This window comes from Saccharomonospora xinjiangensis XJ-54 (assembly GCF_000258175.1).
In the GTDB taxonomy this organism is placed as follows: domain Bacteria; phylum Actinomycetota; class Actinomycetes; order Mycobacteriales; family Pseudonocardiaceae; genus Saccharomonospora; species Saccharomonospora xinjiangensis.
Genome location: NZ_JH636049.1, coordinates 1,283,999 through 1,306,594, shown reverse-complemented (window position 1 = coordinate 1,306,594; position 22,596 = coordinate 1,283,999). Strand labels below are relative to the sequence as shown.

General features: G+C 69.9%; 21 protein-coding genes. 15 read left to right on the top strand and 6 right to left on the bottom strand.

What is annotated here, in order from left to right:
• The first annotated feature begins 43 nt into the window (after positions 1–43).
• The 5 genes from SACXIDRAFT_RS05430 (at position 44) to SACXIDRAFT_RS05410 (ending at position 5,401) form a co-directional block, all read left to right on the top strand.
• The gene (locus SACXIDRAFT_RS05430; RefSeq protein WP_006237493.1) at positions 44–1,249 is read left to right on the top strand and encodes a cysteine desulfurase family protein; all 1,206 of its coding nucleotides are present in this window, start codon (positions 44–46) and stop codon (positions 1,247–1,249) included.
• A gap of 3 nt (positions 1,250–1,252) precedes the next feature.
• On the top strand, positions 1,253–2,344 hold the full coding sequence (mnmA, locus tag SACXIDRAFT_RS05425; RefSeq protein WP_006237492.1) for a tRNA 2-thiouridine(34) synthase MnmA: 1,092 nt from the start codon (positions 1,253–1,255) through the stop codon (positions 2,342–2,344).
• A 346-nt stretch (positions 2,345–2,690) separates the two neighbouring features.
• On the top strand, positions 2,691–3,107 hold the full coding sequence (locus SACXIDRAFT_RS23000) for a hypothetical protein (protein ID WP_006237489.1): 417 nt from the start codon (positions 2,691–2,693) through the stop codon (positions 3,105–3,107).
• Complete coding sequence (locus SACXIDRAFT_RS05415; protein ID WP_006237488.1) at positions 3,104–3,850, top strand: hypothetical protein; 747 nt, start codon at positions 3,104–3,106, stop codon at positions 3,848–3,850. Before SACXIDRAFT_RS23000 ends, SACXIDRAFT_RS05415 begins: the two co-directional genes overlap by 4 nt.
• A 36-nt stretch (positions 3,851–3,886) precedes the next feature.
• The gene (locus SACXIDRAFT_RS05410) at positions 3,887–5,401 is read left to right on the top strand and encodes an acyl-CoA synthetase (RefSeq protein ID WP_006237487.1); all 1,515 of its coding nucleotides are present in this window, start codon (positions 3,887–3,889) and stop codon (positions 5,399–5,401) included.
• 119 nt (positions 5,402–5,520) lie between these two features.
• Here SACXIDRAFT_RS05410 and SACXIDRAFT_RS05405 read toward each other — a convergent pair whose 3' ends face one another.
• Both SACXIDRAFT_RS05405 and SACXIDRAFT_RS05400 read right to left on the bottom strand, forming a co-directional pair.
• A complete protein-coding gene (locus tag SACXIDRAFT_RS05405; RefSeq protein ID WP_006237486.1) occupies positions 5,521–6,573 on the bottom strand; it encodes an MBL fold metallo-hydrolase in 1,053 nt (350 codons plus the stop codon).
• 99 nt (positions 6,574–6,672) lie between these two features.
• Positions 6,673–7,506, bottom strand: coding sequence for a nitrilase-related carbon-nitrogen hydrolase (locus SACXIDRAFT_RS05400; protein ID WP_006237485.1), 834 nt, complete (start codon positions 7,504–7,506; stop codon positions 6,673–6,675).
• Between the two features lie 153 nt (positions 7,507–7,659).
• Between SACXIDRAFT_RS05400 and SACXIDRAFT_RS05395 the strand changes: the two genes are divergently transcribed.
• The 4 genes from SACXIDRAFT_RS05395 to SACXIDRAFT_RS05380 all read left to right on the top strand — a co-directional run bounded on the left by SACXIDRAFT_RS05395 (position 7,660) and on the right by SACXIDRAFT_RS05380 (position 12,237).
• Positions 7,660–8,703, top strand: a complete 1,044-nt coding sequence (locus SACXIDRAFT_RS05395) for a methionine synthase (protein ID WP_040922477.1) — start codon at positions 7,660–7,662, stop codon at positions 8,701–8,703.
• An 11-nt stretch (positions 8,704–8,714) separates the two neighbouring features.
• Positions 8,715–9,425: a hypothetical protein gene (locus SACXIDRAFT_RS05390; protein WP_198284300.1), complete on the top strand. Its 711-nt coding sequence runs from the start codon at positions 8,715–8,717 to the stop codon at positions 9,423–9,425.
• 11 nt (positions 9,426–9,436) lie between these two features.
• Entirely contained in the window at positions 9,437–11,617 is a 2,181-nt protein-coding gene (gene ligA, locus SACXIDRAFT_RS05385; RefSeq protein WP_006237481.1) for an NAD-dependent DNA ligase LigA, read from the top strand.
• A 119-nt stretch (positions 11,618–11,736) separates the two neighbouring features.
• Positions 11,737–12,237, top strand: a complete 501-nt coding sequence (locus tag SACXIDRAFT_RS05380; protein ID WP_006237480.1) for a GNAT family N-acetyltransferase — start codon at positions 11,737–11,739, stop codon at positions 12,235–12,237.
• Positions 12,238–12,410: 173 nt separating this feature from the next.
• Here SACXIDRAFT_RS05380 and SACXIDRAFT_RS05375 read toward each other — a convergent pair whose 3' ends face one another.
• Entirely contained in the window at positions 12,411–13,064 is a 654-nt protein-coding gene (locus tag SACXIDRAFT_RS05375) for an ACT domain-containing protein (protein ID WP_006237479.1), read from the bottom strand.
• A 227-nt stretch (positions 13,065–13,291) separates the two neighbouring features.
• Here SACXIDRAFT_RS05375 and gatC point away from each other — a divergent pair, with 227 nt between their 5' ends.
• The 4 genes from gatC to SACXIDRAFT_RS05355 are packed head-to-tail and all read left to right on the top strand — an operon-like array spanning position 13,292 to position 17,143.
• A complete protein-coding gene (gene gatC, locus SACXIDRAFT_RS05370; protein ID WP_006237478.1) occupies positions 13,292–13,591 on the top strand; it encodes an Asp-tRNA(Asn)/Glu-tRNA(Gln) amidotransferase subunit GatC in 300 nt (99 codons plus the stop codon).
• A complete protein-coding gene (gene gatA, locus SACXIDRAFT_RS05365) occupies positions 13,588–15,096 on the top strand; it encodes an Asp-tRNA(Asn)/Glu-tRNA(Gln) amidotransferase subunit GatA (protein WP_006237477.1) in 1,509 nt (502 codons plus the stop codon). The genes gatC and gatA overlap by 4 nt, the downstream gene beginning before the upstream one ends.
• The gene (gatB, locus tag SACXIDRAFT_RS05360) at positions 15,093–16,598 is read left to right on the top strand and encodes an Asp-tRNA(Asn)/Glu-tRNA(Gln) amidotransferase subunit GatB (RefSeq protein ID WP_006237476.1); all 1,506 of its coding nucleotides are present in this window, start codon (positions 15,093–15,095) and stop codon (positions 16,596–16,598) included. The genes gatA and gatB overlap by 4 nt, the downstream gene beginning before the upstream one ends.
• Before the next feature lie 2 nt (positions 16,599–16,600).
• A complete protein-coding gene (locus SACXIDRAFT_RS05355; protein WP_006237475.1) occupies positions 16,601–17,143 on the top strand; it encodes a hypothetical protein in 543 nt (180 codons plus the stop codon).
• Here SACXIDRAFT_RS05355 and SACXIDRAFT_RS05350 read toward each other — a convergent pair.
• Positions 17,103–18,290 (bottom strand): PQQ-dependent sugar dehydrogenase, encoded by a 1,188-nt coding sequence (locus tag SACXIDRAFT_RS05350; RefSeq protein WP_006237474.1) that lies wholly within the window; start codon positions 18,288–18,290, stop codon positions 17,103–17,105. The two genes, SACXIDRAFT_RS05355 and SACXIDRAFT_RS05350, sit on opposite strands and share 41 nt — an antisense overlap.
• 72 nt (positions 18,291–18,362) lie before the next feature.
• On the opposite strand from SACXIDRAFT_RS05350, the gene SACXIDRAFT_RS05345 reads away from it, so the two are divergent.
• Positions 18,363–19,283, top strand: a complete 921-nt coding sequence (locus SACXIDRAFT_RS05345) for a 2-hydroxyacid dehydrogenase (RefSeq protein WP_006237473.1) — start codon at positions 18,363–18,365, stop codon at positions 19,281–19,283.
• 142 nt (positions 19,284–19,425) lie between these two features.
• On the opposite strand, the gene SACXIDRAFT_RS05340 is transcribed toward SACXIDRAFT_RS05345, so the two are convergent.
• Positions 19,426–19,875 (bottom strand): hypothetical protein, encoded by a 450-nt coding sequence (locus SACXIDRAFT_RS05340; protein ID WP_006237472.1) that lies wholly within the window; start codon positions 19,873–19,875, stop codon positions 19,426–19,428.
• Positions 19,876–20,003: 128 nt separating this feature from the next.
• Here SACXIDRAFT_RS05340 and SACXIDRAFT_RS05335 point away from each other — a divergent pair, with 128 nt between their 5' ends.
• The gene (locus SACXIDRAFT_RS05335; protein WP_040922051.1) at positions 20,004–20,645 is read left to right on the top strand and encodes a DoxX family protein; all 642 of its coding nucleotides are present in this window, start codon (positions 20,004–20,006) and stop codon (positions 20,643–20,645) included.
• A 54-nt stretch (positions 20,646–20,699) separates the two neighbouring features.
• Here the strand turns inward: SACXIDRAFT_RS05335 and ilvD are convergent, their stop codons facing one another.
• Positions 20,700–22,544 carry a dihydroxy-acid dehydratase gene (ilvD, locus tag SACXIDRAFT_RS05330; protein ID WP_006237470.1) on the bottom strand — a complete coding sequence of 615 codons (1,845 nt, stop codon included), beginning with the start codon at positions 22,542–22,544 and terminating at the stop codon, positions 20,700–20,702.
• Positions 22,545–22,596 lie beyond the last annotated feature (52 nt).

The following is a 22,596-nucleotide window of genomic DNA, read 5'->3' as shown; positions in this document are numbered from 1 at the left end:
GCGGTCATCGCCGGTTCGGCGACCGCGACTACCCTGGGAAGCGATGACGTACCTCGACCACGCGGCCACCACGCCGATGGTGCCCGAGGCCCTCGCGGCCATGACCGATGCGCTGTCCACGCTGGGCAACGCCTCGTCGCTGCATTCGTCGGGGCGGCGAGCCCGCAGGGTGGTCGAGGAGGCAAGGGAAACCATCGCCGCGGCCGTCGGCGCCCGCCCTTCGGAAGTGATCTTCACCGCGGGCGGCACCGAGAGCGACAACCTCGCCGTCAAGGGCTTGTTCTGGGCGCGTCGCCAGGCCGATCCGCGACGCAACAGGGTGCTGGCGAGTGCCGTCGAACACCACGCCGTGCTCGACGCCGTGCAGTGGCTCTCCGATCATGAGGGCGCCGACGTCACCTGGCTTGCGGTCGATCAGCACGGCCGCCTGAGGCCCGAGACGCTGCGCGCCGCCGTCGAGGAGGATCCGGAATCCGTGGCAATGGCCACGGTGATGTGGGCCAATAACGAGGTCGGCACCGTCAACCCGATCCCGGAACTCGCCGCCGTGTGCACCGAGTACGGGGTGCCCCTGCACACCGACGCCGTGCAGGCGGTGGGGGCCGTCGAGGTGGACTTCGCCGCGAGCGGCGCCGCCGCCCTCACGCTCACCGGGCACAAACTCGGTGGCCCCTACGGGGTCGGAGCGTTGTTGCTGCGACGTGACGTGCCCTGCACACCGTTGCTCCACGGCGGAGGTCAGGAGCGCGAGGTGCGTTCGGGAACGCTGGACGTTCCCGGCATTCACGCGCTGGCCACCGCCGTGAGGGCGGCCGTCGAGCACAGGCAGGAGCACGCCGCGCGGCTGGTCAAGCTCCGCGACGAGCTCATCGCCGCCGTCCGCGCCGAGGTCGGTGACGTCGTGCTGAACGGCCCCCCTCAGGACGCGGCCGACCGGCTGCCTGGTGTGGTGCACCTGACTTTCCCCGGGTGTGCGGGTGACAGCCTGCTGATGCTGCTCGATGCGAAGGGCATCGAGTGCTCCACCGGCTCGGCGTGCACGGCGGGAGTGGCCGAACCGAGCCACGTGCTGCTCGCGATGGGCGCGGACGCGGCGTCGGCGCGCAGTTCGTTGCGGTTCTCGCTGGGACACACGTCAACCCAGGCCGACGTGGACGCGCTGGCGGCCGAGATCGGCGGCGTGGTGGCGAGGGCACGGCAGGCCGGACTGTCCGGGATGCGCCGGATGCGAAGCGAACAGGAGGTGTAGGCGGTGCGGGTACTGGCCGCGATGAGCGGGGGAGTGGACTCGGCGGTCGCCGCCGCGAGGGCCGTCGAGGCGGGCCACGACGTGGTCGGCGTGCACCTGGCGCTGTCGGCCAAACCGGGAACGCTGCGCACGGGTTCGCGTGGCTGCTGCACCATCGAGGACGCCCACGACGCGAGGCGCGCCGCCGACATCCTCGGTATCCCTTTCTACGTGTGGGACTTCGCCGAGCGGTTCACCGAGGAGGTCGTGGAGACCTTCGTCGGCGAGTACGCGGCAGGCCGCACGCCCAACCCGTGCGTGACCTGCAACGAGAAGATCAAGTTCGAGGCGCTGCTGGAGAAGGCGATCGCGCTCGGCTTCGACGCCGTCTGCACAGGTCACTACGCACGACTGTCCGTTGTGGATGGTGTTCCTGAGTTGCGGCGCAGCGCCGACGAGGGCAAGGACCAGTCCTACGTGCTCGCGTCGCTGACGCCCGAGCAGTTGCGGCACGCGATGTTCCCACTCGGTGACTCCGTGAAGCCGGACGTGCGCGCTGAGGCGGCGGAGCGAGGGCTTCCCGTGGCGCGCAAGCCGGACAGCCATGACATCTGTTTTATCCCGGACGGCGACACGAAGTCGTTCCTCGAGAAGCGGCTCGGCCAGCGCCCCGGCGACCTCGTTGACGCGGAGACGGGAGCCGTGCTTGGTAGGCATACGGGCGTGCACGGATTCACGATCGGGCAGCGCAAGGGCCTCGGCATCGACGCGCCCGCGCCGGACGGAAGGCCACGGTACGTCCTGTCACTCGAGCCCGTGTCCGGAACCGTGAAGGTCGGTTCGTCGCGTGATCTCGCGGTGAGCCGCATCGAGGCCGACCGGCCGATCTGGCCGAGCGAGACCCCACTGGACGGCCCGACGGAGTGCGTCGCGCAGGTGCGCGCCCACGGCAGCACCGCCCCCGCGGTGGCCGAGGTCGTGGACGGCAGGGTGGTCGTCGAGCTGCGCGAACAGTTGCGCGGGGTCGCGCCGGGGCAGGTCGTGGTGCTGTACCGGCCGGACGCCGGGGCCGGTGATGTGGTGCTCGGCAGCGCGAAGATCGCCGCTACGGCGTGAGTGGTCGTCCCGCCTCGGGGATTGCCCGATGTGTCCATGAGCGACCTCGGCAACGCACTCCGCGCTGACAGCGCACAGGGGAGACACCCGTGCACCTGATGTTGTGCGACACGAAGCAGAAGACCTTCGCGCTCGGCAGGTTCTCGGTGGTGCGTGGTCCGGGTGAGCTGAAGGGGACCGAGGAGATCCGCGTCCGGCGGTGACGAATGCTTCGCCCGGACAGTTCAAACCCCGGCATGTCACGATCCGGTCAACGTGCGTCACGTAATGTCGGGAGTGTCAGCCCCCGCGATCTCCGTGCGAGATCATCGAGACCGGCACACCGCGGACCAACACAGGGGGAATCGTGACGCAGCCGCACCAGGTAGCCAACAGCGGGCAATGGCCGTACCCGGCTCAGCAGTGGCAGCAGCCACAGCAGCATCCCCAGCAGTGGCAGCAACCTCCTGCTCCCGGATACGGCTATCCCGGTTACCCCGGCCATCCCTTTGCTCCGCAGGCCCAGAAGCCGTCCGGCCTTTCCGTCGCGGGCATGATCCTCGGGCTTGTGGCCATCGCATTCCTGCTACTCTCGCTCGTCATTCCTCCGATGGGATTCGTCTCGCTCCCCGCCGCGGTGGTCGGGATCGCGCTGTCCTCCGTCGGCGGCGCGCAGGACAACCGGTCCGGTGTGGGCAACGGAATGGCCACCGCCGGCGTCATCTGTTCCTTCCTCCCGTTGCTGCTCTTCGTCATCGGTCTCGCGTTCTGGTTCCGCTGGTGATCTCTTCGACCACTGCCTCCGACAAGCGCCGTGGCGTGTGGTTCCCGCTGGTGGCACTGGCTGTCCTGGTTCTCGGCAGCGTGGCGGCAACCCTGATCGAGAAGCTGTTCGCCACGGCCCGTGTGCCGTCCGGCCATCGCCTGGGAGAGGGTGAACTCGTCGGCACCGGCTATCCGGACACCGCTTCGGCGGTCGCCGTCACACCGGAGAGCGCGTACGGGGCCATGGACGAGTACTGGTTGTTCGCGACCGTCGTGTGCTGGTCGCTGATCCTCGCCTGGTATCGCGGGTCGTGGTCGTGGCGGCGAACCGCGGCGGTGGGGATCGTCGTCCCGCTCGGGTTCGTGCTCGGCGTCGTGTTCGTCGCCGCTGACGTCACAGGCGGCGACACCGGGCTCACCGCGCCCGCACTGCTGTTCGGCCTCACCGTGCTGGCGGGAGGCTGGGCGCGCGTGGGGAGCGGGCGTGGACACGCGCTCGCCGTGGCGGTGTGCGTGGGGCTTGCCGCCGCACTCGCGTTCCTCGGTGCCTCGGCTGTGGTGCCCGAGGGCGCCGCTGTCCTGCTCGTGGGCGGTGTCGCGCTCGCCTGGTTCGCCCGGAGCCGCCTCGTTGCCGTCGCCACCGTGGCGGCTGTGGCGGCGCTGGCGTGGTTGCCCGGCCCCGTGCTCGCCGCTGCGGTGGCCGCTGCTCTGCTCGTGGCCCTCTCGATCGCCTCTCGACATCCACGGCTGCGTCACGTGTAATGGCGGGCACACGACTTGCCCGACCGGAGGACGCCGATGACGCCTGTCCGCTCCAGCACCGTTGCCGACATCCTGCGCCGTAGCGCCGCGCGCCATCCCGGCAGGATCGCCCTCCGGTTCGGCAGTCGAGAGTGGACGTACGAGGAACTCGACTCCGCCGTGACCCGAGCCGCCGCGCATCTGCTGTCGCTGGGGCTGGAGCACGGCGACCGCGTCGCCGCCTACGGTCGCAACTCCGATGCCTTCCTCATCGGTTTTCTCGCCTGCGCGAGAGCGGGCCTCGTGCACGTGCCCGTGAACTACAACCTCACCGGCGACGAGCTGTCCTACCTGCTGGAGCAGTCGGGCAGCCGGGCCGTCCTCGCCGATCCGGCTCTCGCTCCCAACGTGACCACGAGCGCCGCGCGGCCCGGCCGGCTCGTGCCCCTGCGCGACGCCGAAGGCAGCCTGCTCGACGCCGCGACGACCGGCGAGATCCCTGCGCTGGACGTGGCGGTGGCCGACACCGACCTCGTCCAGCTCCTCTACACCTCGGGTACCACGGCCCGGCCCAAGGGCGCCATGATGACCCACAGGGCGCTGGTGCACGAATACCTGTCCTGTGTCGTGAACCTCGACCTCACGGCCGACGACGCACCCCTGCACGTGATGCCGCTTTATCACAGTGCTCAACTGCACGTGTTCCTCGTTCCGTGGCTGGCCGTCGGCGCCACCAACACGGTGCTGGAGACCCCCGATCCCACGGAGATCCTCCGCAGGATCGAGGCGGACCGGCACGGCGCGTTCTTCGCCGCGCCCACGCTGTGGGTGGCGCTGTCCAACCACGCCGACTTCGACCGCCGCGACCTCTCGACGCTGCGCAAGGCGTACTACGGCGCGTCGATCATGCCGGTTCCGGTGCTGAACCGGTTGCGCGAGGCGTTGCCGGGGCTCGGTTTCTACAACTGCTTCGGGCAGTCGGAGATCGCGCCGCTCGCCACGGTGCTGCGGCCGGAGGAACACGACGAGCGACCCGACTCGGCGGGAAGGCCGGTGTTGTTCGTCGAGGCGCGCGTGGTCGATCCGGACGGCAACGAGGTCGCGCCGGGCGAGCAGGGCGAGGTCGTGTACCGGTCGCCGCAGCTCGCGACGGGCTACTGGAACAAGCCGGAGGAGACGGAGGAGGCGTTCCGCGACGGCTGGTTCCACTCCGGCGACCTCGTGAGAGTTGATGAGGAGGGCTACTTCTACGTCGTCGATCGCATCAAGGACGTGATCAATACCGGTGGTGTGCTCGTGGCGTCGCGGGAGGTGGAGGACGCCCTCTACACACATCCCGGGGTGGCCGAGGTCGCCGTCGTGGGACTGCCCGACGATCGGTGGATCGAAGCGATCACCGCTGTCGTCGTGCCCAAGGGCGAGGTGAGCGCCGACGAGCTCCTCGCCCACGCCAAGTCATCGCTGTCGGGCTTCAAGGTCCCCAAGGCGATCCACTTCGCCGACGATCTGCCCCGCAACGCCTCCGGCAAGATCCTCAAGCGGGAATTGAGGCAACAACTCACCGCAGGGTGAGCCGGCGCGCCCTCCGCCGTGCCGCTGGAGGGCGCGGGGCACGTGAACCCGCGGTCAGCTCGCGGACGTGTTCGCCCGCTGGTCACGGCCACTGGCGTGACGAGATCAGTCCACAGTGGTCAGGCGAGCGTGAAGCGGCGAACCGGTTCCCGGCCACCCTCGGCGTCGTCGGTGGCGAGCAGTTCCTCCCGCGCCGCGAGCACGTCGAGGTGGGCGGCGACCTCCAGCACCGCGAGTGCCTGATGGAAGGGGTCGAGGTCGCCGAGTGTGCGCTCGCGGCGCGTCCACCGCAGGCGGCGAGCCACGTCGTAGGCGGTGTGCGCGCCACCGGCCACGAGGTCGGCGATCTCGTCGAACCGGCGTTCGTGGTGGCACAGCAGCTCCTCCACCCTGGCGTGGACGCTGGGCGAGACGGGACCGTGAGCCGGCAGCACCCGCCGGTCGGGCCTCGACAGCAGCAGCCGTAGTGAGGCGAGGTAGTCGCGCAGCGGGAGTGGCCCGGGTGCGGCATGCAGGCCCACCGACGGCGTGATGTGCGGCAGCACGTGGTCGCCGGTGAACAGCAGTCCCTCGGCGGAGTCGTCGAACACCACGTGTCCTGCCGTGTGGCCCGGCGTGTGGACGACGTCGAGGTGCCTGCCGCCGGGCGTGCGGATCTCTCCCGGCGTCAGCCAGTGGTCCGGCCGCTCCCACAGGCTCCAATCCTGCGGGGGAAGGGAGCCGAACGCGGCGACGAGCGCGTCCACCACGGGCGCGGCGCCCGCCTTCCCGAGCAGGGGGAGCTGATCGGCCAGGGGGACGCGACCCGGCTGTGACACGGCGGCGAGAGCCGCACGCTCGCCGGACCCGAGCGCGACAGGCGTGCCGTGCTCGCGGCGCATCGCCACGGCGAGCGAGTAGTGGTCACGGTGGACGTGCGTGATCAGAAATCGACGGATGTCCGAAGGGGATGCCCCGATGGCCGCCAGCGCCGATTCCAGCCGGACCTCAGCGTCGTCCAGTGCCCAACCGGAGTCGATCAGCGTCAGCGAGTCGCCGTCGGCGAGCACATAGGCGTTGACCGCCCGCAGGCCGTTGCCCGGCATGGGCAGGGGCACCCGGTACACGCCTGGTGCGACGGAGTAGATCCCCGGTTCCATCCAGTCCCGTGAGCCGTCGTCGAGCGGTCGCATCCGGTGATGAGACCAGTTGCGGTGCCGCACGTGGAGGCGAGTGAGACCCAGCTCACTGAGCGGGCGCTCAGCCGGTGTCCGGTCATGGTCGCCGCCGTGTCAGTCGTCGCCGCTTTCGAGCATCAGCCGCTCCAGCTCCCGGCGCAGCAGGCCCATGCGCGCGTCGGCGAGGAGCGGGATCTCCCGCCTGCGCCGCCGAACCGCGCCGAGGTCCACATCGATCACCGTGAGCGACTCCTCCCAGTTGGGAGCCGTCGCCACGGCCGAACCCCACGGGTCGAGCACGCGCGAGCCGCCCCAGAACCGCACTCCAGCCTCGTCGCCGACCCGGTTGACGAACACCACCCAGCACTGCTGCATGCGGGCTGTGAACGTGAGCAGGTCGTGCCAGTACTCCGCGGGATCGAACGAACCACCCGTCAGTTTCGCCGCGCTGTTGGCAGGGACGATGAGCAGCTCAGCGCCGTCCTGCGCCGCCAGCCACGGCAACATCGGCTGCCAGGCGTCGTTGCAGATCAGCGTGGCGAACCGGCCGTACTCCGTGTCGAACGCCCGCATGTACTGGCCGGGATTGGCATGCTTGCGTTCCTCCCAGATCAGGTAGTTCGGCAGGTAGAGCTTGCGGTGGTTGTGCACAAGCCTGCCCCCTGAGAGGTACAGCGCCGAGTTGTGCCTTCGGATGCGCCCGTCCTCGAGAAGGCCGATCACCACGTCCGGCCCGTGCTTCGACAAGGTGGCGAGACGCGGGTCGTCCGGCCACAGCGAGATGTCGTCGGCGAGCTGCCCCAGCGCGTACCCGGTGAGAGACAGTTCGGGGAACACGACAAGGTCGGCGTCCTGAGCCGCCGCGTCCTTGACGATCCGCTCGGCATCGGCGAGGTTTCCCTCCACGTCGCCGAGCCGGCAGTCGGTCTGCGCCAGTGCCACTCTCATGCGTCTCACCTCCCTTTCGGCGTACCTGATCGACCATGCGAGCACCTCCGACGGTACGGCACCGTAACGCCGGGCCGAAGCCGGTGTTCCGCGTGGTGAACGGAGGCCGCCCCGGAGGTGGCGGCGGGTGGGCGCGGCGGCACAATCGGTGCTGTGAGCAGTGGTGAGACGCAACGGTTCTGGCCGAGGGGCGCGGCGACCGGCGTGGGGTCGATGCCGGGTATCGACGCCGCCGAGGCTGCCGCCGTCGTGTTCGGTGAGCTGCCGGAGTTCCCGCACCTGCCCGAGCTGCCCGCACGCGGGGTCGGCGCCGATGTGATCGGCCGCGCGGCGGCGTTGCTCGTGGACCTCGCCGTCGAGGTGGTGCCGTCGGGATACCGGGTCACCGCGAGACCGGGACGGGACCACCGCAGGGCGGTGGATCTGCTGCGCTGGGACACCGACGCCGTCACCGAGGCAGCCGAGCGCAGCCGCCCCTCCGTTGTGAAGACCCAGGTGGCGGGTCCGTGGACACTGGCGGCCGGGGTCGAGCTGCCACGGGGACACCGGGTGCTGACCGACGAGGGAGCGCTGAGGGACTTCACCGACTCGCTCGTGGAGGGACTGGCCGCGCACGTCACCGAACTGGCCGACCGCACAGGGGCTCGCGTCGTGGTGCAACTGGACGAGCCGACGCTGCCTTCCGTGCTCGCCGGTGCGCTGTCCACCCCCTCCGGCTACGGCACGGTGGCCGCCGTTCCCGAACCCAGGGCCCGTGAGCTGCTCGGCACCGTCGTCGAAGCGGCCAGGGCCGCCACGGGTTGCCCTGTCGTCCTGCACTGCTGCGCCCGCCGCCCGCCCGTCGGCCTGCTGCACGCCTCGGGCGCCGACGCGATCTCGCTCGACGCGACCCTGCTCCGTGGCGCTCCCGGCGCACTCCTCGACGAGATCGGCGAGGCGTGGGACGCCGGTGTGACGTTCCTGCTGGGGCTGGTGCCGAGCGTGGAGGGCGAGGCGCGGCTAAAGCTGAAGGAGCTGGCGCGACCGGCCTTCGACCTGGTGGACCGGCTGGGGTTCGCGCGGGAGACCCTCGCCGAGCGCGCCGTCCCCACGCCCACCTGCGGGCTGGCTTCGGCCGACAACGACTGGGTGCGGCGAGCCCTTTCCCTGGCGAGGGATCTGGGCAAAGCGTTCGTCGAGCCCGTCGAGGGCTGGTAGTAGTGGCAGGCATGCGACCGTTTCGTCGTCGTCCGCGAGCCCGGCACGGCGGTATCGGCGAGCCTGCCGTCGATCCACGGACCCCGTGGCCCGAACGTCCCGCGCCCGAGGATCCGGACGCGGCCGCGCGGGAGTTCTGGCGCCACTGGCACGACGTGCTCCCCGAACTCAGCGCCGCGCTCGGAGAGGATAATCCGAGGGCGGCGGAGACGTTGCTGTGCGACGCCGTGGCCGCAGTGCATCCCGATCTCCAGTTCTCGCTCGAACGCGGAACACGGTCCCTCTACGCGCTCGTGGTCAGCGGGAGGGAGGACCCTGTGCTGCGCCCGTACACCGACGCCTGGAAGGCAGCGGCCCCGCCTGACGACGCCATCTGGGAGTTCCACGACTCCGTGCCGCCGGTGCCCGATCCCGCCGGTGTGACGGTCAATCTGGGCTCGCACCGCATCGCGCTGGGGGACGTGCGGGTGGTGGCTCAGGTGGACGCGGCGGAGGGCGTCGTCGATGTCGCCGTGCATCACCCTGTCTTCGCCGAGCTCGGGGAGGCCGAACGCACCGCGATGACGTTCCTGCCGCTGGACGCCGCGCTCGGTGAGCGGCTCGCGGGCGAGCGCCTGCGCCGCGTCGAGACCGCGGTGGCGCCACCGCAGCGCACCGTCACCCTCGGTGAACTGCGCGACCTGGTGCTCGGCCTGGCCGGAAATGTCGGAGAGGCGCACTAGGCTGCTCTGCTGTGAGCACTGAGGACCTGGCGGCGAGCGACGAGCTGGCCGAGGCCGGCTCGGTCGAGGGCAGCGCCCGGGAGGCCGTGGGCGGCGCCGATATCGAGGACATCAAGGACGTGCCCGTCGAGGTGCGGGAGCGGCACACCGCGCTGGCGGACGAAGTCCGGGGCCACCAGTTCCGGTACTACGTGCTGGACGCGCCCACGATCTCCGACGCCGAGTTCGACCGGAAGCTGCGCGAGCTGGAGAGCCTTGAGGCCGAGCATCCCGCGCTCGTCACGCCCGACTCGCCCACCCAGCAGGTCGGCGGCATGTTCTCCACGGAGTTCAACGCCTACGACCACCTCGAACGCATGCTGAGCCTCGACAACGCGTTCGACCTCGACGAGCTCATGGCCTGGATCGAGCGGGTCGAGAGGGAGATCGGCGGGGGCACCCGGTATCTCTGCGAACTCAAGGTGGACGGCCTGGCCGTCAACCTCCTGTACGAGAAGGGCAGGCTCACCCGAGCGCTCACCAGGGGCGACGGCCGGACAGGGGAAGACGTCACACTCAACGTCCGGACGTTGCAGGACGTGCCGGACACGCTGACGGCCACGGCCGGGTTCGACGTGCCAGACCTCGTCGAGGTGCGCGGCGAGGTGTATTTCCGGGTCGAGGAGTTCGCCGACCTCAACGCCCAGCTCGTGGCCGCGGGCAGGTCGCCGTTCGCCAACCCGCGCAACGCCGCCGCCGGTTCGCTGAGGCAGAAGGACCCCAAGGTCACCCGCACAAGGCCGCTCCGGCTGATCTGCCACGGCCTCGGCAGGCGCTCGGGGTTCGACCCGGTGCGCCAGTCGGAGGCGTACGACGCGCTGGCGGCGTGGGGGCTGCCCGTGTCCGAGTACAGCAAGGTGATCGACTCGCCAGAGGGGCTCGTCGAGCACATCCGCTACTGGGGAGAGCACCGGCACGACGCCTCCTACGAGATCGACGGCGTCGTCATCAAGGTGGACGACGTGGCGCTGCAACGGAGGCTCGGCGCGACGTCGCGGGCTCCCCGCTGGGCCATCGCCTACAAGTACCCGCCCGAAGAAGCCAACACGACGCTGCTCGACATCCGGGTCAACGTCGGCCGCACGGGCAGGGTCACGCCGTACGCCGTCATGGAGCCGGTGAAAGTCGCCGGTTCCACAGTCGCGATGGCGACACTGCACAACGCGGAGGAGGTCAAACGCAAGGGCGTCCTCATCGGCGACCGCGTGGTGATCCGCAAGGCAGGCGACGTGATTCCCGAGGTTCTCGGCCCCGTCGTGGACGTGCGCACCGGGTCGGAACGCGAGTTCGTCATGCCCACCCACTGCCCCGAATGCGGCACCCCGCTGCGGTACGAGAAGGAAGGCGACGTCGATATCCGGTGCCCGAACGCGCGGTCGTGTCCCGCTCAACTGCGGGAACGGCTGTTCCACCTCGCCGGCCGGGGTGCGTTCGACATCGAGGTGCTCGGGTACGAGGCCGCGGGTGCGTTGCTCCAGTCCGGTGTGATCACGGACGAGGGTGACGTGTTCGATCTCGACGAGGAGAAGCTGTCGCGGGTCGATCTGTTCGTCACCAAGGCCGGCGCGCTGTCGGCCAACGGCAGGCGGCTGCTCGACAACCTCGACTCGGCGAAGGACCGTCCGTTGTGGAAGGTGCTGGTCGGGTTGTCGATCCGGCATGTGGGCCCGACGGCGGCGCAGGCGCTCGCGCGCGAGTTCGGATCGGTCGATGCCATCGACGCCGCCGACGAGCAACGCCTCGCCGACGTTGACGGCGTCGGCCCCACCATCGCGCATGCCGTGCGGGAGTGGTTCGCGATCGACTGGCATCGCGAGATCGTGGAGAAGTGGCGTCGTGCCGGGGTGCGCATGGAGGCCGAGCGCGACACCTCTGTCCCTCGTCACCTCGAAGGTCTGTCGATCGTCGTCACGGGCTCGCTCAACGAGTTCTCCCGCGACGAGGCGAAGGAAGCGATCATGGTTCGCGGGGGCAAGGCCGCGGGCTCTGTGTCGAAGAAGACGGCGTTCGTCGTGGTGGGCGACGCGCCGGGCTCGAAGTACGACAAGGCGATTCAGCTCAAGGTGCCTGTGCTGAACGAAGACGGCTTCCGCGTGCTGCTCGACGACGGTCCCGAGGCCGCGCGCGAGGTGGCGGAGAACCCACCGGACTGACGCCGTGTCCGCACTTCCTGCACGCGTGTCCGCACCTTGTGCACGTGTGTTGGCACTTCTTGCACATGTGCTCGCAGGTGTGGCATGTGTGTCCGACGTCGAGAGGAAACGGGAAAGATATGACTGACATCGTCGTGCGCGTGGCGCGGCCGGAGGAGATCACCGAAGTGGGTGAGATGACCGTTGCCGCGTACCGGGTGAACGGCTATCTCGACGACCCCGACGGCCAGGTGTACACGCGGTCGCTGCGCGACGCCGCGCGGCGCGCCGAGCACGCCCACCTTCTCGTTGCCGTCGATGGCGCCGACGAGCTGGTGGGCACGGCCACCGTGGCCGAGGCAGGTTCCGCGCTGGCCGAGATGTGCGGTGAGGGCGAGGCGGAGTTGCGCATGGTCGCCGTGCCCGAGCACGCCAGGGGGCGCGGTGTGGGGGAGGCGTTGACGCGGGCGGCGATGGAGTTGGCCGCCGATCGTGGCGCGAAGCGCATGGTGCTGTGCAGCCTCGACACGATGACAGCGGCGCACCGCCTTTACGAACGCCTCGGCTTCGAGCGCGTTCCCTCTCGCGACTGGCACACACCCTCGGGACTTCCGCTGGTGGCGTTCACCAAGGAACTCTGACCGTGTCCGCCCTGTGCTGACCTGTGCTCGCAGAGAGCGGACACAGTACGCAGGGTGCTGGCATGCGGTCGCAGGGTGCGGACACGTGTGCACTAAGTGCCGATACGTGTGCACAAGCTGCCAACACACATACGCAGGGTGCCAACACGCGTGCATCAGGTGCGGACACGGTGTCAGCTGTCCAGGACCACCGCCACGATGCCCGCGAGGTGCGCGAGGCGCGCCACCTCGGCGGCGCGGAACATCGGGCCGCCCGGCCTGCCGACCAGCAGAGCGCGGTCGGGTTTGCCGACCGGTGTCGCGGCGAGTTCGGTGCCGAGGTCACGCCACATCCGCGGCACCCACGGCTCCTCGGCGTCGAGCACCGTCGCGCGCTCCAGAGGCAGCCACGGCAGTTCGCCCAACGGTGCCTCCGGCGCCGCCGTCGAGGACGCGAGTCGGGTGATGTCGCCGTCGTCGTGGCGCACGACGAGCGCCCATCCCGCCCGCACGATCCTCGGCACCCCGTCGGCGAGCAGGTCCAGCCCCGACGCGGGCTGCGCCGCGATCTCCTCGACGAGTTCGAGCTCCCTGTGGGTGTCGAGCACCCCCGCGTACGGCCGTACCGCGTCCACTTCGACACCGTCAACGCTCTCGGCCGCCGTGATGAGCGTGTCGGGGAGCCTGCCGGACGGCAGCTCCACCACGAGATCGTCGATCGCGACGCCGTTGCCGCGCTCGACGACGTCCACACTGAGTATGTCCGCGCCGGCCAGACCCAGGGCGCTCGCCACGGCGCCGAGGGTTCCGGGGCTGTCCGGGAGTTGCACCCGGATCAGGAAAGACAACGTGGACCCCTTTCCTCGGCCAGCGTCCTCACCTCGTCACTGCTCGTCCACTTCGTGCTCTTCGCCGACCGATGATTGTGACAGTTCCGACCCCCGCATGGGTAGTCGCAGCGCCCCGGACCCGCGACGAGCGATCGGGGCCACACGCCATAGACTGCCCTGGGTAACACCCGAAATCGACAACACCCGCGCCTTTGCGAATCGAGAAAACCCCGGGAGTCGCCCGCGTGTCGAACATTTCCCGCGACGAGGTCGCGCATTTGGCCAGGCTGGCGAGGATGGCCGTCACCGAGGAAGAACTGGACGTCTTCGCGGGCCAGCTGGACCAGATCCTGGACGCGGTGGCGAAGGTGGCCGAAGTCGCCTCCGACGACATTCCGCCCATGTCGCACGCCGTTCCGCTGACGAACACCTTCCGTGACGACGAGATCCGTCCCGGCCTGAGCCAGCAGGAGGCGCTGGCAGGCGCTCCGGCTGCGGAGGACGGCAGGTTCCGGGTGCCACGCATTCTTGGGGAAGAGCAGTGACCGATCTGACGAGGCTGTCCGCGGCCGAACTGGCGGAGAAGATCCACGCCCGCGAGGTGTCCTCCGAGGAGGTGACCCGGGCTCATCTCGACCGGATCGCCGAGGTGGATTCCGGCATCAACGCGTTCCTCCACATCGATGCCGAGGGGGCACTGTCCTCGGCGCGGGCCGTGGACGAATCGCTGGCGAGCGGCGCCGAACCCGCCTCAGCGCTGGCCGGGGTTCCGCTGGCGCTCAAGGACGTCTTCACCACGCGCGGCATGCCCACCACGTGCGGTTCGCGCACGCTGGAGAACTGGATCCCGCCGTACGACGCCACGGTGACGCGCAAGCTGCGCGAGGCCGGCGTGCCGATCCTCGGCAAGACCAACATGGACGAGTTCGCGATGGGCTCGTCCACGGAGAACTCGGCGTTCGGCCCGACCCGCAACCCGTGGGATCGGGATCGGGTGCCTGGCGGTTCGGGCGGCGGCTCTTCGGCGTCGGTGGCGGCGTTCGAGACGCCGCTCGCGATCGGTACCGACACGGGCGGTTCGATCCGGCAACCCGCCTCGGTCACCGGGACGGTGGGCGTGAAGCCGACCTACGGCGGTGTCTCCCGCTACGGGCTCGTGGCGTTCTCGTCGTCGCTCGACCAGGGCGGCCCGTGTGCGCGGACGGTGCTGGACGCCGCCCTGCTGCACGAGGTCATCGCGGGCCACGACCCGCTCGACTCCACGTCGATCGACGCTCCTGTGCCGCCCGTGGTGCGGGCCGCTCGCGAGGGCGCCGACGGTGACCTCGCCGGTGTGCGGATCGGTGTGGTCCGGGAGCTGTCGGGCGAGGGCTACCAGGCCGGCGTGCTCGCGTCGTTCGACGCGGCGGTGGCGCAGCTGCGCGAGCTCGGCGCGGAGATCGTCGAGGTGTCCTGCCCGCACTTCACGTACGGCCTTTCGGCGTACTACCTGATCGCGCCGAGCGAGTGCTCGTCCAACCTCGCGCGGTTCGACGCCATGCGTTACGGGCTGAGGGTCGGCGACGACGGTGAGCGCAGTGCTGAGGAGGTCATGTCCGCCTCGCGTGAGGCAGGGTTCGGGCCCGAGGTCAAGCGCCGCATCATGCTCGGCACCTACGCGCTGTCCTCCGGCTACTACGACGCCTACTACGGCTCGGCGCAGAAGGTCCGCACGCTGATCGCCCGTGACTTCACGGCCGCGTTCGAGCAGGTGGATGTGCTCGTGTCGCCGACGACGCCCACCACGGCGTTCCGCATCGGCGAGCGCATCGACGACCCGCTGGCGATGTACCTCGCCGACCTGTGCACGATCCCGGCGAACCTCGCGGGCAACGCGGCGATGAGCGTGCCGAGCGGACTCTCCGGCGACGACGGGCTTCCGGTCGGGTTGCAGATCATGGCGCCGGCACTGGCCGACGAGCGGCTGTACCGCGTCGGTGCGGCCTACGAGGTGGCCAGGGGCCCCGTGCTGGACAAGATGCCTGAGCTGAAGGGAGCGCCGACGCCGTGACAGCGGTTGCCGACCTGATGGATTACGCCGAGGTCGTCGAGTCGTACGACCCGGTGCTCGGGCTCGAAGTGCATGTCGAGCTCAACACGAAGACGAAGATGTTCTGCGGCTGCGCGAACCTGTTCGGTGGCGAGCCGAACACGCACGTGTGCCCCACGTGCCTCGGGTTGCCCGGCGCGCTGCCCGTGGTCAACGGCAAGGCGGTGGAGTCGGCGATCCGGATCGGGCTCGCGCTGAACTGCCGGATCGCGGAGTGGTGCCGGTTCGCGCGGAAGAACTACTTCTACCCCGACATGCCGAAGAACTTCCAGACGTCGCAGTACGACGAGCCGATCGCCTTCGACGGCTACCTCGACGTCGTGCTCGACGATGGCGAGGTGGTGCGTGTCGGCATCGAGCGCGCGCACATGGAGGAGGACACCGGGAAGTCGCTGCACGTCGGTGGGGCCACGGGCCGCATCCACGGCGCGGAGCACTCGCTGCTCGACTACAACCGCGCAGGCGTGCCGCTGATCGAGATCGTCACCAAGCCCATCGAGGGCATGGGGGCGCGCGCGCCGGAGGTGGCACGTGCCTATGTGACGGCCCTGCGCGACCTGCTGCGGGCCATGGACGTCTCCGACGTGCGCATGGACCAGGGCTCGCTGCGGTGTGACGCGAACGTGTCGCTGATGGCGAAGGGCGCGTCCGAGTTCGGCACGCGCACGGAGACCAAGAACGTCAACTCGCTGCGCAGCGTCGAACGCGCCGTGCGGTACGAGATGATGCGACAGGCCGCGATTCTCGCTGAGGGCGGCAGCATCACGCAGGAGACCCGGCACTTCCAGGAGGCCGACGGCACGACGTCGGCAGGCCGCGTCAAGGAGACGGCGGAGGACTACCGCTACTTCCCCGAACCCGACCTTGTGCCCATCGCGCCCTCCCGCGAGTGGGTGGAGCAGTTGCGGACGACGCTTCCCGAGCTGCCGTGGGAGCGCCGCAAGCGCATCAAGGAGGAGTGGAACCTCACCGACGAGGAACTGCGGGACCTCATCAACACGGGCGCGGCCGACCTGGTCGCGGCCACCGTGGAGGCAGGAGCCAAGCCGAACGAGGCGCGTAGCTGGTGGGTGCAGTACCTGACCCAGCAGGCGAACCTCCGTGAGGTGGAGCTGGCGGGGCTGCCCATCACGCCGGTGCAGGTGGCCCGTGTGATCGAACTCGTCAACTCCGGTGAGCTGACCAACAAGCTCGCCCGCGAGGTCGTGCAGGGCGTGCTTTCCGGTGAGGGCGAGCCCGACGAGGTCGTGGAGAAGCGCGGTCTCAAGGTGGTGTCCGACGACTCCGCGCTGATCACAGCCGTGGATGAGGCGCTCGCCGCGCAGCCCGACGTGGCCGACAAGATCCGTGGTGGCAAGGTGCAGGCCGCGGGGGCCATCGTGGGCGCGGTGATGAAGGCGACGAAGGGCCAGGCGGATGCCAAGCGGGTCCGCGAGCTGGTCCTGGAGAGGGTCGGCGCCTGACCGTGTCGTCGCGCGACGGTCGCGAGCCGGGGTGGTCGCTGTCCCGGGTGTCGTGGCGTGAGTGGCTCGGCCTCGCGGCCGGGCTGCTCGCCGTCGTGGCTCTTGTCCTGCCGTGGACCCGGCTGAGTGCTTCCGACCCTGAGGTGAGTGCGGCGCTGGCCGAGTTGCCGCGTGCGGACGTCCACCGCTCGGTGTGGCGGGCGACGTTCCTCGGCTGGCTCGCACCGCTGCTGGTAGCAGTCGCAGGCGTGTCCGTGGTCCTGTTCGGGCAGCGGCCCGCTCTGCGCAGGGACGGCCTTCCGCACCTGTGGCTGGTGGCCGCAGGCGTTGCCGCGTGCGCGACGGCGCTGGCGTGGGTCTTTCTCGACTGGCAGTTCGGTGAGGAACAGCGCACCTTCCTCGCGGAGAGCGGGGTGGCCGTCGAGGCGGCATTCGGACGGTATCTCGGTGCGGCGGCGGTGCTGGTGTCGCTGGTGGCGGCCACGCTGGATGTGCGGGCCGCCGTCAGTCGCGGCCCGAACCGGAGGCGGGCTGGCGCACGATGAGGATCACGCGGTCGTCGCTGGAGACGGGCTTGCCGCCGTCCTTGTTGACCGTGCCTGCCACGGCGACGTCGCCGGTCACCTGCGCGAGGCTGCCGAGCCGTCCGTAGGCGGTGCCGTTCTCCCCGTCCATCGTGATCTGCGGTTCACCGCCGACGGAGCCGTCCTCCGTCAGGGGTAGGTTCTGCACGTTGCCTGCCCCCTCGGTGGAGACGGCGAGCATGTCGGTCCAGTCGGCGCAGCCACTGACACCGGGCTTGTCCTTCCAGGTCCAGGCAGGCACCGACAGTTCCTCGCCTGCCTGGACCCGGTACACGGCGTCGTGCTCCTTCGCCTGGTCGGTGACCCACAGCCGCGAGCCGTCCGCCGTCGAGCACAGGCCGCCGGGCGCGTGCAACCCGTGTGCGTAGACGGCCGAGTCCGTCGTGGGATTGCCCTTCGCCGGTTGCCCGGAGACGTCGATGCGCAGCACCTTGCCCGCGAGCGAACGCGGGTCTGCCGCAGCGTCCTGCCTTCCCGCGTCACCGGTGGCGACCAGGAGTGCCCCGTCGGCGCCGGGCAGGAGCGCGCCCCGGTTGTTCGACGCGCCCTTCGGGATGCCGGTGAGCACGGGTTTGGGTGCCTGCCCCTGCGCGAAGCGCACCACCCGGTTGTCCGAGTCGGTGGTGACGTAGGCGAAGACGAGGCCGTCCTCGGCGTATGTGGGTGACAGCGCGAGCCCCGTCAGACCCCCGTCACCGGCGGCGGTGGTGTCCAGCTTCGCGAACTCCTGCTTCTCACCGTCGGTGCCGACGAGGAAGACCCGCCCGCTGCGACGCTCACCGGCGAGGGCGGTGACCGCGGACCCGTCGGAGGGCAGTGGCGCGAGCGCCGACACCGTGTCGAGACAGGTGGCGATGACGGCATTGTCGTAGTCGGTGCAGCCCTCGGGCGGAGGAACGGGGGTTTCCGAGCTGGAGGGCCCTTGCGGAGTGGGCGAGTCCTCGATCTCGGGAAGCTGCGGTTGCGGCGCGGATTCGGCGCTCAGCTCGGGCGCGGCACGCCAGTCGGTGGCCGCGGTCGAGTCGTCGAACTCCGCACATCCCGCGGCCACCACGGCGACGGCGGCCAGCACCACTGCCGGCCACGAGCGTCTCGGACCCCTGCGCACAGTGGTCCAGCCTAGGCGGCGCCGGGTGAACCTCGGGTAAGCGGGTGGGGGCGCATCGGCCACGATGGTGGGGTGACCATCACCGTTCTGGTTCCCCACGACGACGGCGTGACGGCACTGTCTGCGGTGCCGGGTGTGCGGGCCGTCAGGTACGACGTCGAGGACCTCGCCGAGGGCGTGCCCGGCGCGGCGGCCGAGGCCGAGGTGCTGATACCGGGTGCGAAGCCTGCCGCGTTGCTGCCACTGCTCGGCGTGATGCCGAGGTTGCGTTTGATCCAGCTGCTGTCCGCCGGCGCCGAGGACTGGGCCGACGAGGTGCCGGACGGGGTGCTGCTGTCCACGTGCCGCGGTGCCCACGGTGGGAGTACGGCGGAGTGGGTCGTGGCGGTGCTGCTGTCCGCCTACCGGGGTCTTCCGGTGTTCGCCGAGGCACAGCGGGAGCGCGTGTGGCGGCCCGGTACGACGGGCACGTTGCAGGGCAGCAGGGTGCTGGTGGTGGGTGCGGGCGACGTCGGCAACCAGGTGCGGCGCAGACTCCTCCCTTTCGACGCGTGGGTGACGATGGTGGGCTTCACTCCGCGCGACGGTGTCCACGGCGCCGAGGAGCTGCCGCGACTCCTGCCCGGCGCGGACGCGGTGGTGCTGGTGACGCCGCTGACCTCCCGTACGCGGGGGATGGTGGACGCCGAGTTCCTTGCCGCGTTGCCGGACGGCGCGTTGCTCGTGAACGCGTCGAGAGGTCCGGTCGTGGACACCGGCGCGCTGCTGGCCGAACTCACCTCGGGCCGGTTGAGCGCGGCGCTGGACGTCACCGACCCGGAGCCGCTGCCGCCCGGCCACCCGTTGTGGACGGCACCGAATGTCGTCATCACTCCGCACGTCGCCGGCGCGGTACGGGGCGCGCGGCGCCGTTCGTACCGCGTGGCGGCGGCCGAGATCGAGCGCTACGTGCGAGGGGAGCTGCCCGACAACCTGGTGCAGGGGGAGTACTGAGCTTGGCAGGTCGAGTCATACCCGCATGTCGAGTACCTCTCGGCGATGACCATGTCGGTGGTCTTCGCTGGACCACCTCCGCGACGCCGGCCACTGTGGTCAGGGCCGAACCAGGCCACGGTGGCGAATGGGAGTGGATGGTTCAGCGGTCGTGCGCCGACGTCACGACGACCCAGTGTTCGTACTCCTCTTCGGACACCGCGACGACCGGGTGGCCAGCCGGTGAGACGGCGACGAACTCGACCGTTCCGGTTCGTTCCCGGATGATGGGAAGGAAGCATGCTCGCTCGGGGAGGCGGGCGTGAATCCAGGGCAGAGTCGAGGCACCGGGCCCGGTGATGCAGAGGTAACACGCCCCATGCTCGTCGAAAAGGCAGGCGTCGCGAGCCGTCTCCCGCCATGCGCGTTCGGTCCGCTCCACGTCGTCGTCGCCGAGTTCGATGCGGACACGGGGAACGACGCTCGCGCAGGCTGCGGCTCGGATCGCCGCCAACGGCGTCACTCCGGATGCGTCCTCGGCCTCGCCGAGGATTGTGAACCCCGCAGCCTCCAGGAGGGCGGTGCGGTCGGTCCGGGTCACCGTGCCAGCCACGCTGTCGCTCCCTGTCCGGTCAGAGACGGCGGTGTGACGCCGTGGACCGCGTGGTGGTTTCCGGCAAAGAATGTGACGCGCTGACCCTCGGTGACGGGCGAGGCGGCCTTACTCTACGCTGCGCGCGCATGACGGTTCACGAAAACGACGGATCCGACGCCCCGACCACGGCATTTCGCACCGATACCTTCGACAGCAGCGGCTTCTCGACGCCGGACCCCGACGACGGTGTCTCCTTCGACGACAGCGCTGACGACCCTGCCGACCGTCCTGCCGACCGGCTGCACGCGGGCATCGACTTCGGGCTGCTCGTCATCCGGCTCGCTGTCGGCGGCCTCGTGATCGCCCACGGTCTCCAGAAATTCGGACTGCTGGGCGGCCCTGGCATCGACGGCTTCGCGAAGGCGCTCACGGCGATGGGGTTCACCAGCCAGACGACGTTGCTGGCGTGGGTGACCGCACTGGCCGAGGTGGGCGGCGGCACACTGCTCGTGCTCGGCCTTTTCACGCCGCTGGGTGCCGCCGCCGTGCTCGGCGTGCTGGCCAATGCGGTCTACAGCAAGCTGGCTGCCGGGTTCTTCGCCTCGAACGGCGGTTTCGAGTTCGACCTGCTCATCGCACTCGTCGCCTTCGCGTTGCTGTTCACGGGCGCGGGACGCGCGTCGATCGACAAGAACACGCCGTGGCGGCGGAAGCCGTGGCCGCTCGGTCTCGTCTCGCTGGTACTGGCTGCCGGGCTGTCCGTTGCCGTGATCATGCTGTTCCGGTGAAGCACGATGGGGCGGGCGCGGCGGGTCTTCCGCGCTACCGCCCCACCGTCGCGGTCACTTCTCGGGATCGCGAACGGCGCCGGTGTCGGCCGAGGTGGCCATCCGCGCGTACGCGCGCAACGCGGCGGTGACCGGCCGCTGCCGGTTCACCGGCTGCCACGGCCGCTCCGATGCCTCCATCTTGGCCCTGCGCTCGGCGAGCACCCCGGCGTCCACGAGGAGTTCGAGTGTGCGCTCGTGCACGTCGATGAGAATCTCGTCGCCGTTCTCGACGAGGCCGATGGTTCCGCCTGCGGCGGCCTCCGGCGAGATGTGGCCCACCGAGATTCCCGACGAGCCTCCCGAGAAACGGCCGTCGGTGATCAGCGCGCACACCTTGCCGAGGCCCGCGCCCTTGAGGAATGCCGTCGGGTGCAGCATTTCCTGCATCCCGGGCCCGCCGGCGGGACCCTCGTAGCGGACCACGATCACCTCGCCCGGCTGGACCTCCTTGTTCAGGATCGCCGAGACAGCCTCCTCCTGGCTCTCCACAACACGCGCCGGGCCACGGAAACGCCACAGGTCCTCGTCGATGCCTGCCGACTTGATCACGGCGCCGTTCTCGGCGAGGTTGCCGCGCAGCACGGTGAGCCCGCCACTGGCGGTGTAGGCGTGTTCGACGTCGCGGATGCAGCCACCCTCGGCGTCGGTGTCGAGCGACGACCACCGGTTGGACGTCGAGAACGCCTCCGTGGTGCGCACGCCGCCAGGAGCGGCGTGGAAGAGTTCGAGCGCGCGTTCCGAGGGAGAGCCACCCCGGATGTCCCATGCGGACAGCCATTCCTCAAGGGTGGCGGCGTGCACGGCGTGGACGCCGGTGTTGAGGAATCCGCCCCGGTGCAACTCGCCGAGGATGGCGGGAATGCCGCCAGCCCTGTGCACGTCCTCCATGTGATAGTCGGAGTTCGGCGACACTTTGGACAGACAAGGAACCTCACGGCCGATGCGGTCGATGTCGTCGAGCGTGAAGTCGATCTCGCCTTCCCTCGCGGCGGCGAGGATGTGCAGCACGGTGTTGGTGGACCCGCCCATAGCCATGTCGAGTGCCATGGCGTTCTCGAACGCCTCCTTGGTGGCGATGGAGCGGGGCAGCGCCGACTCGTCGTCCTCGCCGTACCAGCGCAGGGCCAACTCCACGACAGTCCTGCCTGCCTCGGTGAACAGCTGCCTGCGGGCCGTGTGGGTGGCCAGTGTGGACCCGTTGCCGGGAAGTGAGAGCCCGAGAGCCTCGGTGAGGCAGTTCATGGAGTTGGCCGTGAACATGCCCGAGCACGATCCGCACGTCGGGCACGCGGACTGCTCCACGACGGAGAGACCGGCCTCGTCAACCGCCGAATTGGCCGATGCTGCGATGGCGGTGATGAGATCGGTCGGCGCGTGCGCCACGCCATCGACGACGACCGCCTTGCCTGCCTCCATGGGCCCGCCGGAGACGAACACCGTGGGGATATTCAGTCGCATGGCGGCGTTGAGCATGCCTGGCGTGATCTTGTCGCAGTTGGAGATGCACACCAGCGCGTCGGCCTGGTGTGCGTTGACCATGTACTCGACGGAGTCGGCGATGATCTCGCGTGAGGGCAGCGAGTACAGCATGCCGCTGTGGCCCATGGCGATGCCGTCGTCCACCGCGATGGTGTGGAACTCGCGGGGCACGCCACCTGCCTCGCGCACGGCCTCGGCGACGACCTCGCCGAGATCCTTGAGGTGTACGTGTCCCGGCACGAACTGGGTGTAGGAGTTGGCGATCGCGACGATCGGCTTGCCGAAGTCGGAGTCGGTCATGCCGGTCGCGCGCCACAGGGAGCGAGCTCCCGCGGCGTTACGGCCGTGGGTCGTGGTTCGGGAACGCAGAGCGGGCATGGAAAAAACTGTACGCCCGGACGCGTTGATCGGGGCGGCCGGTCGGCGACCG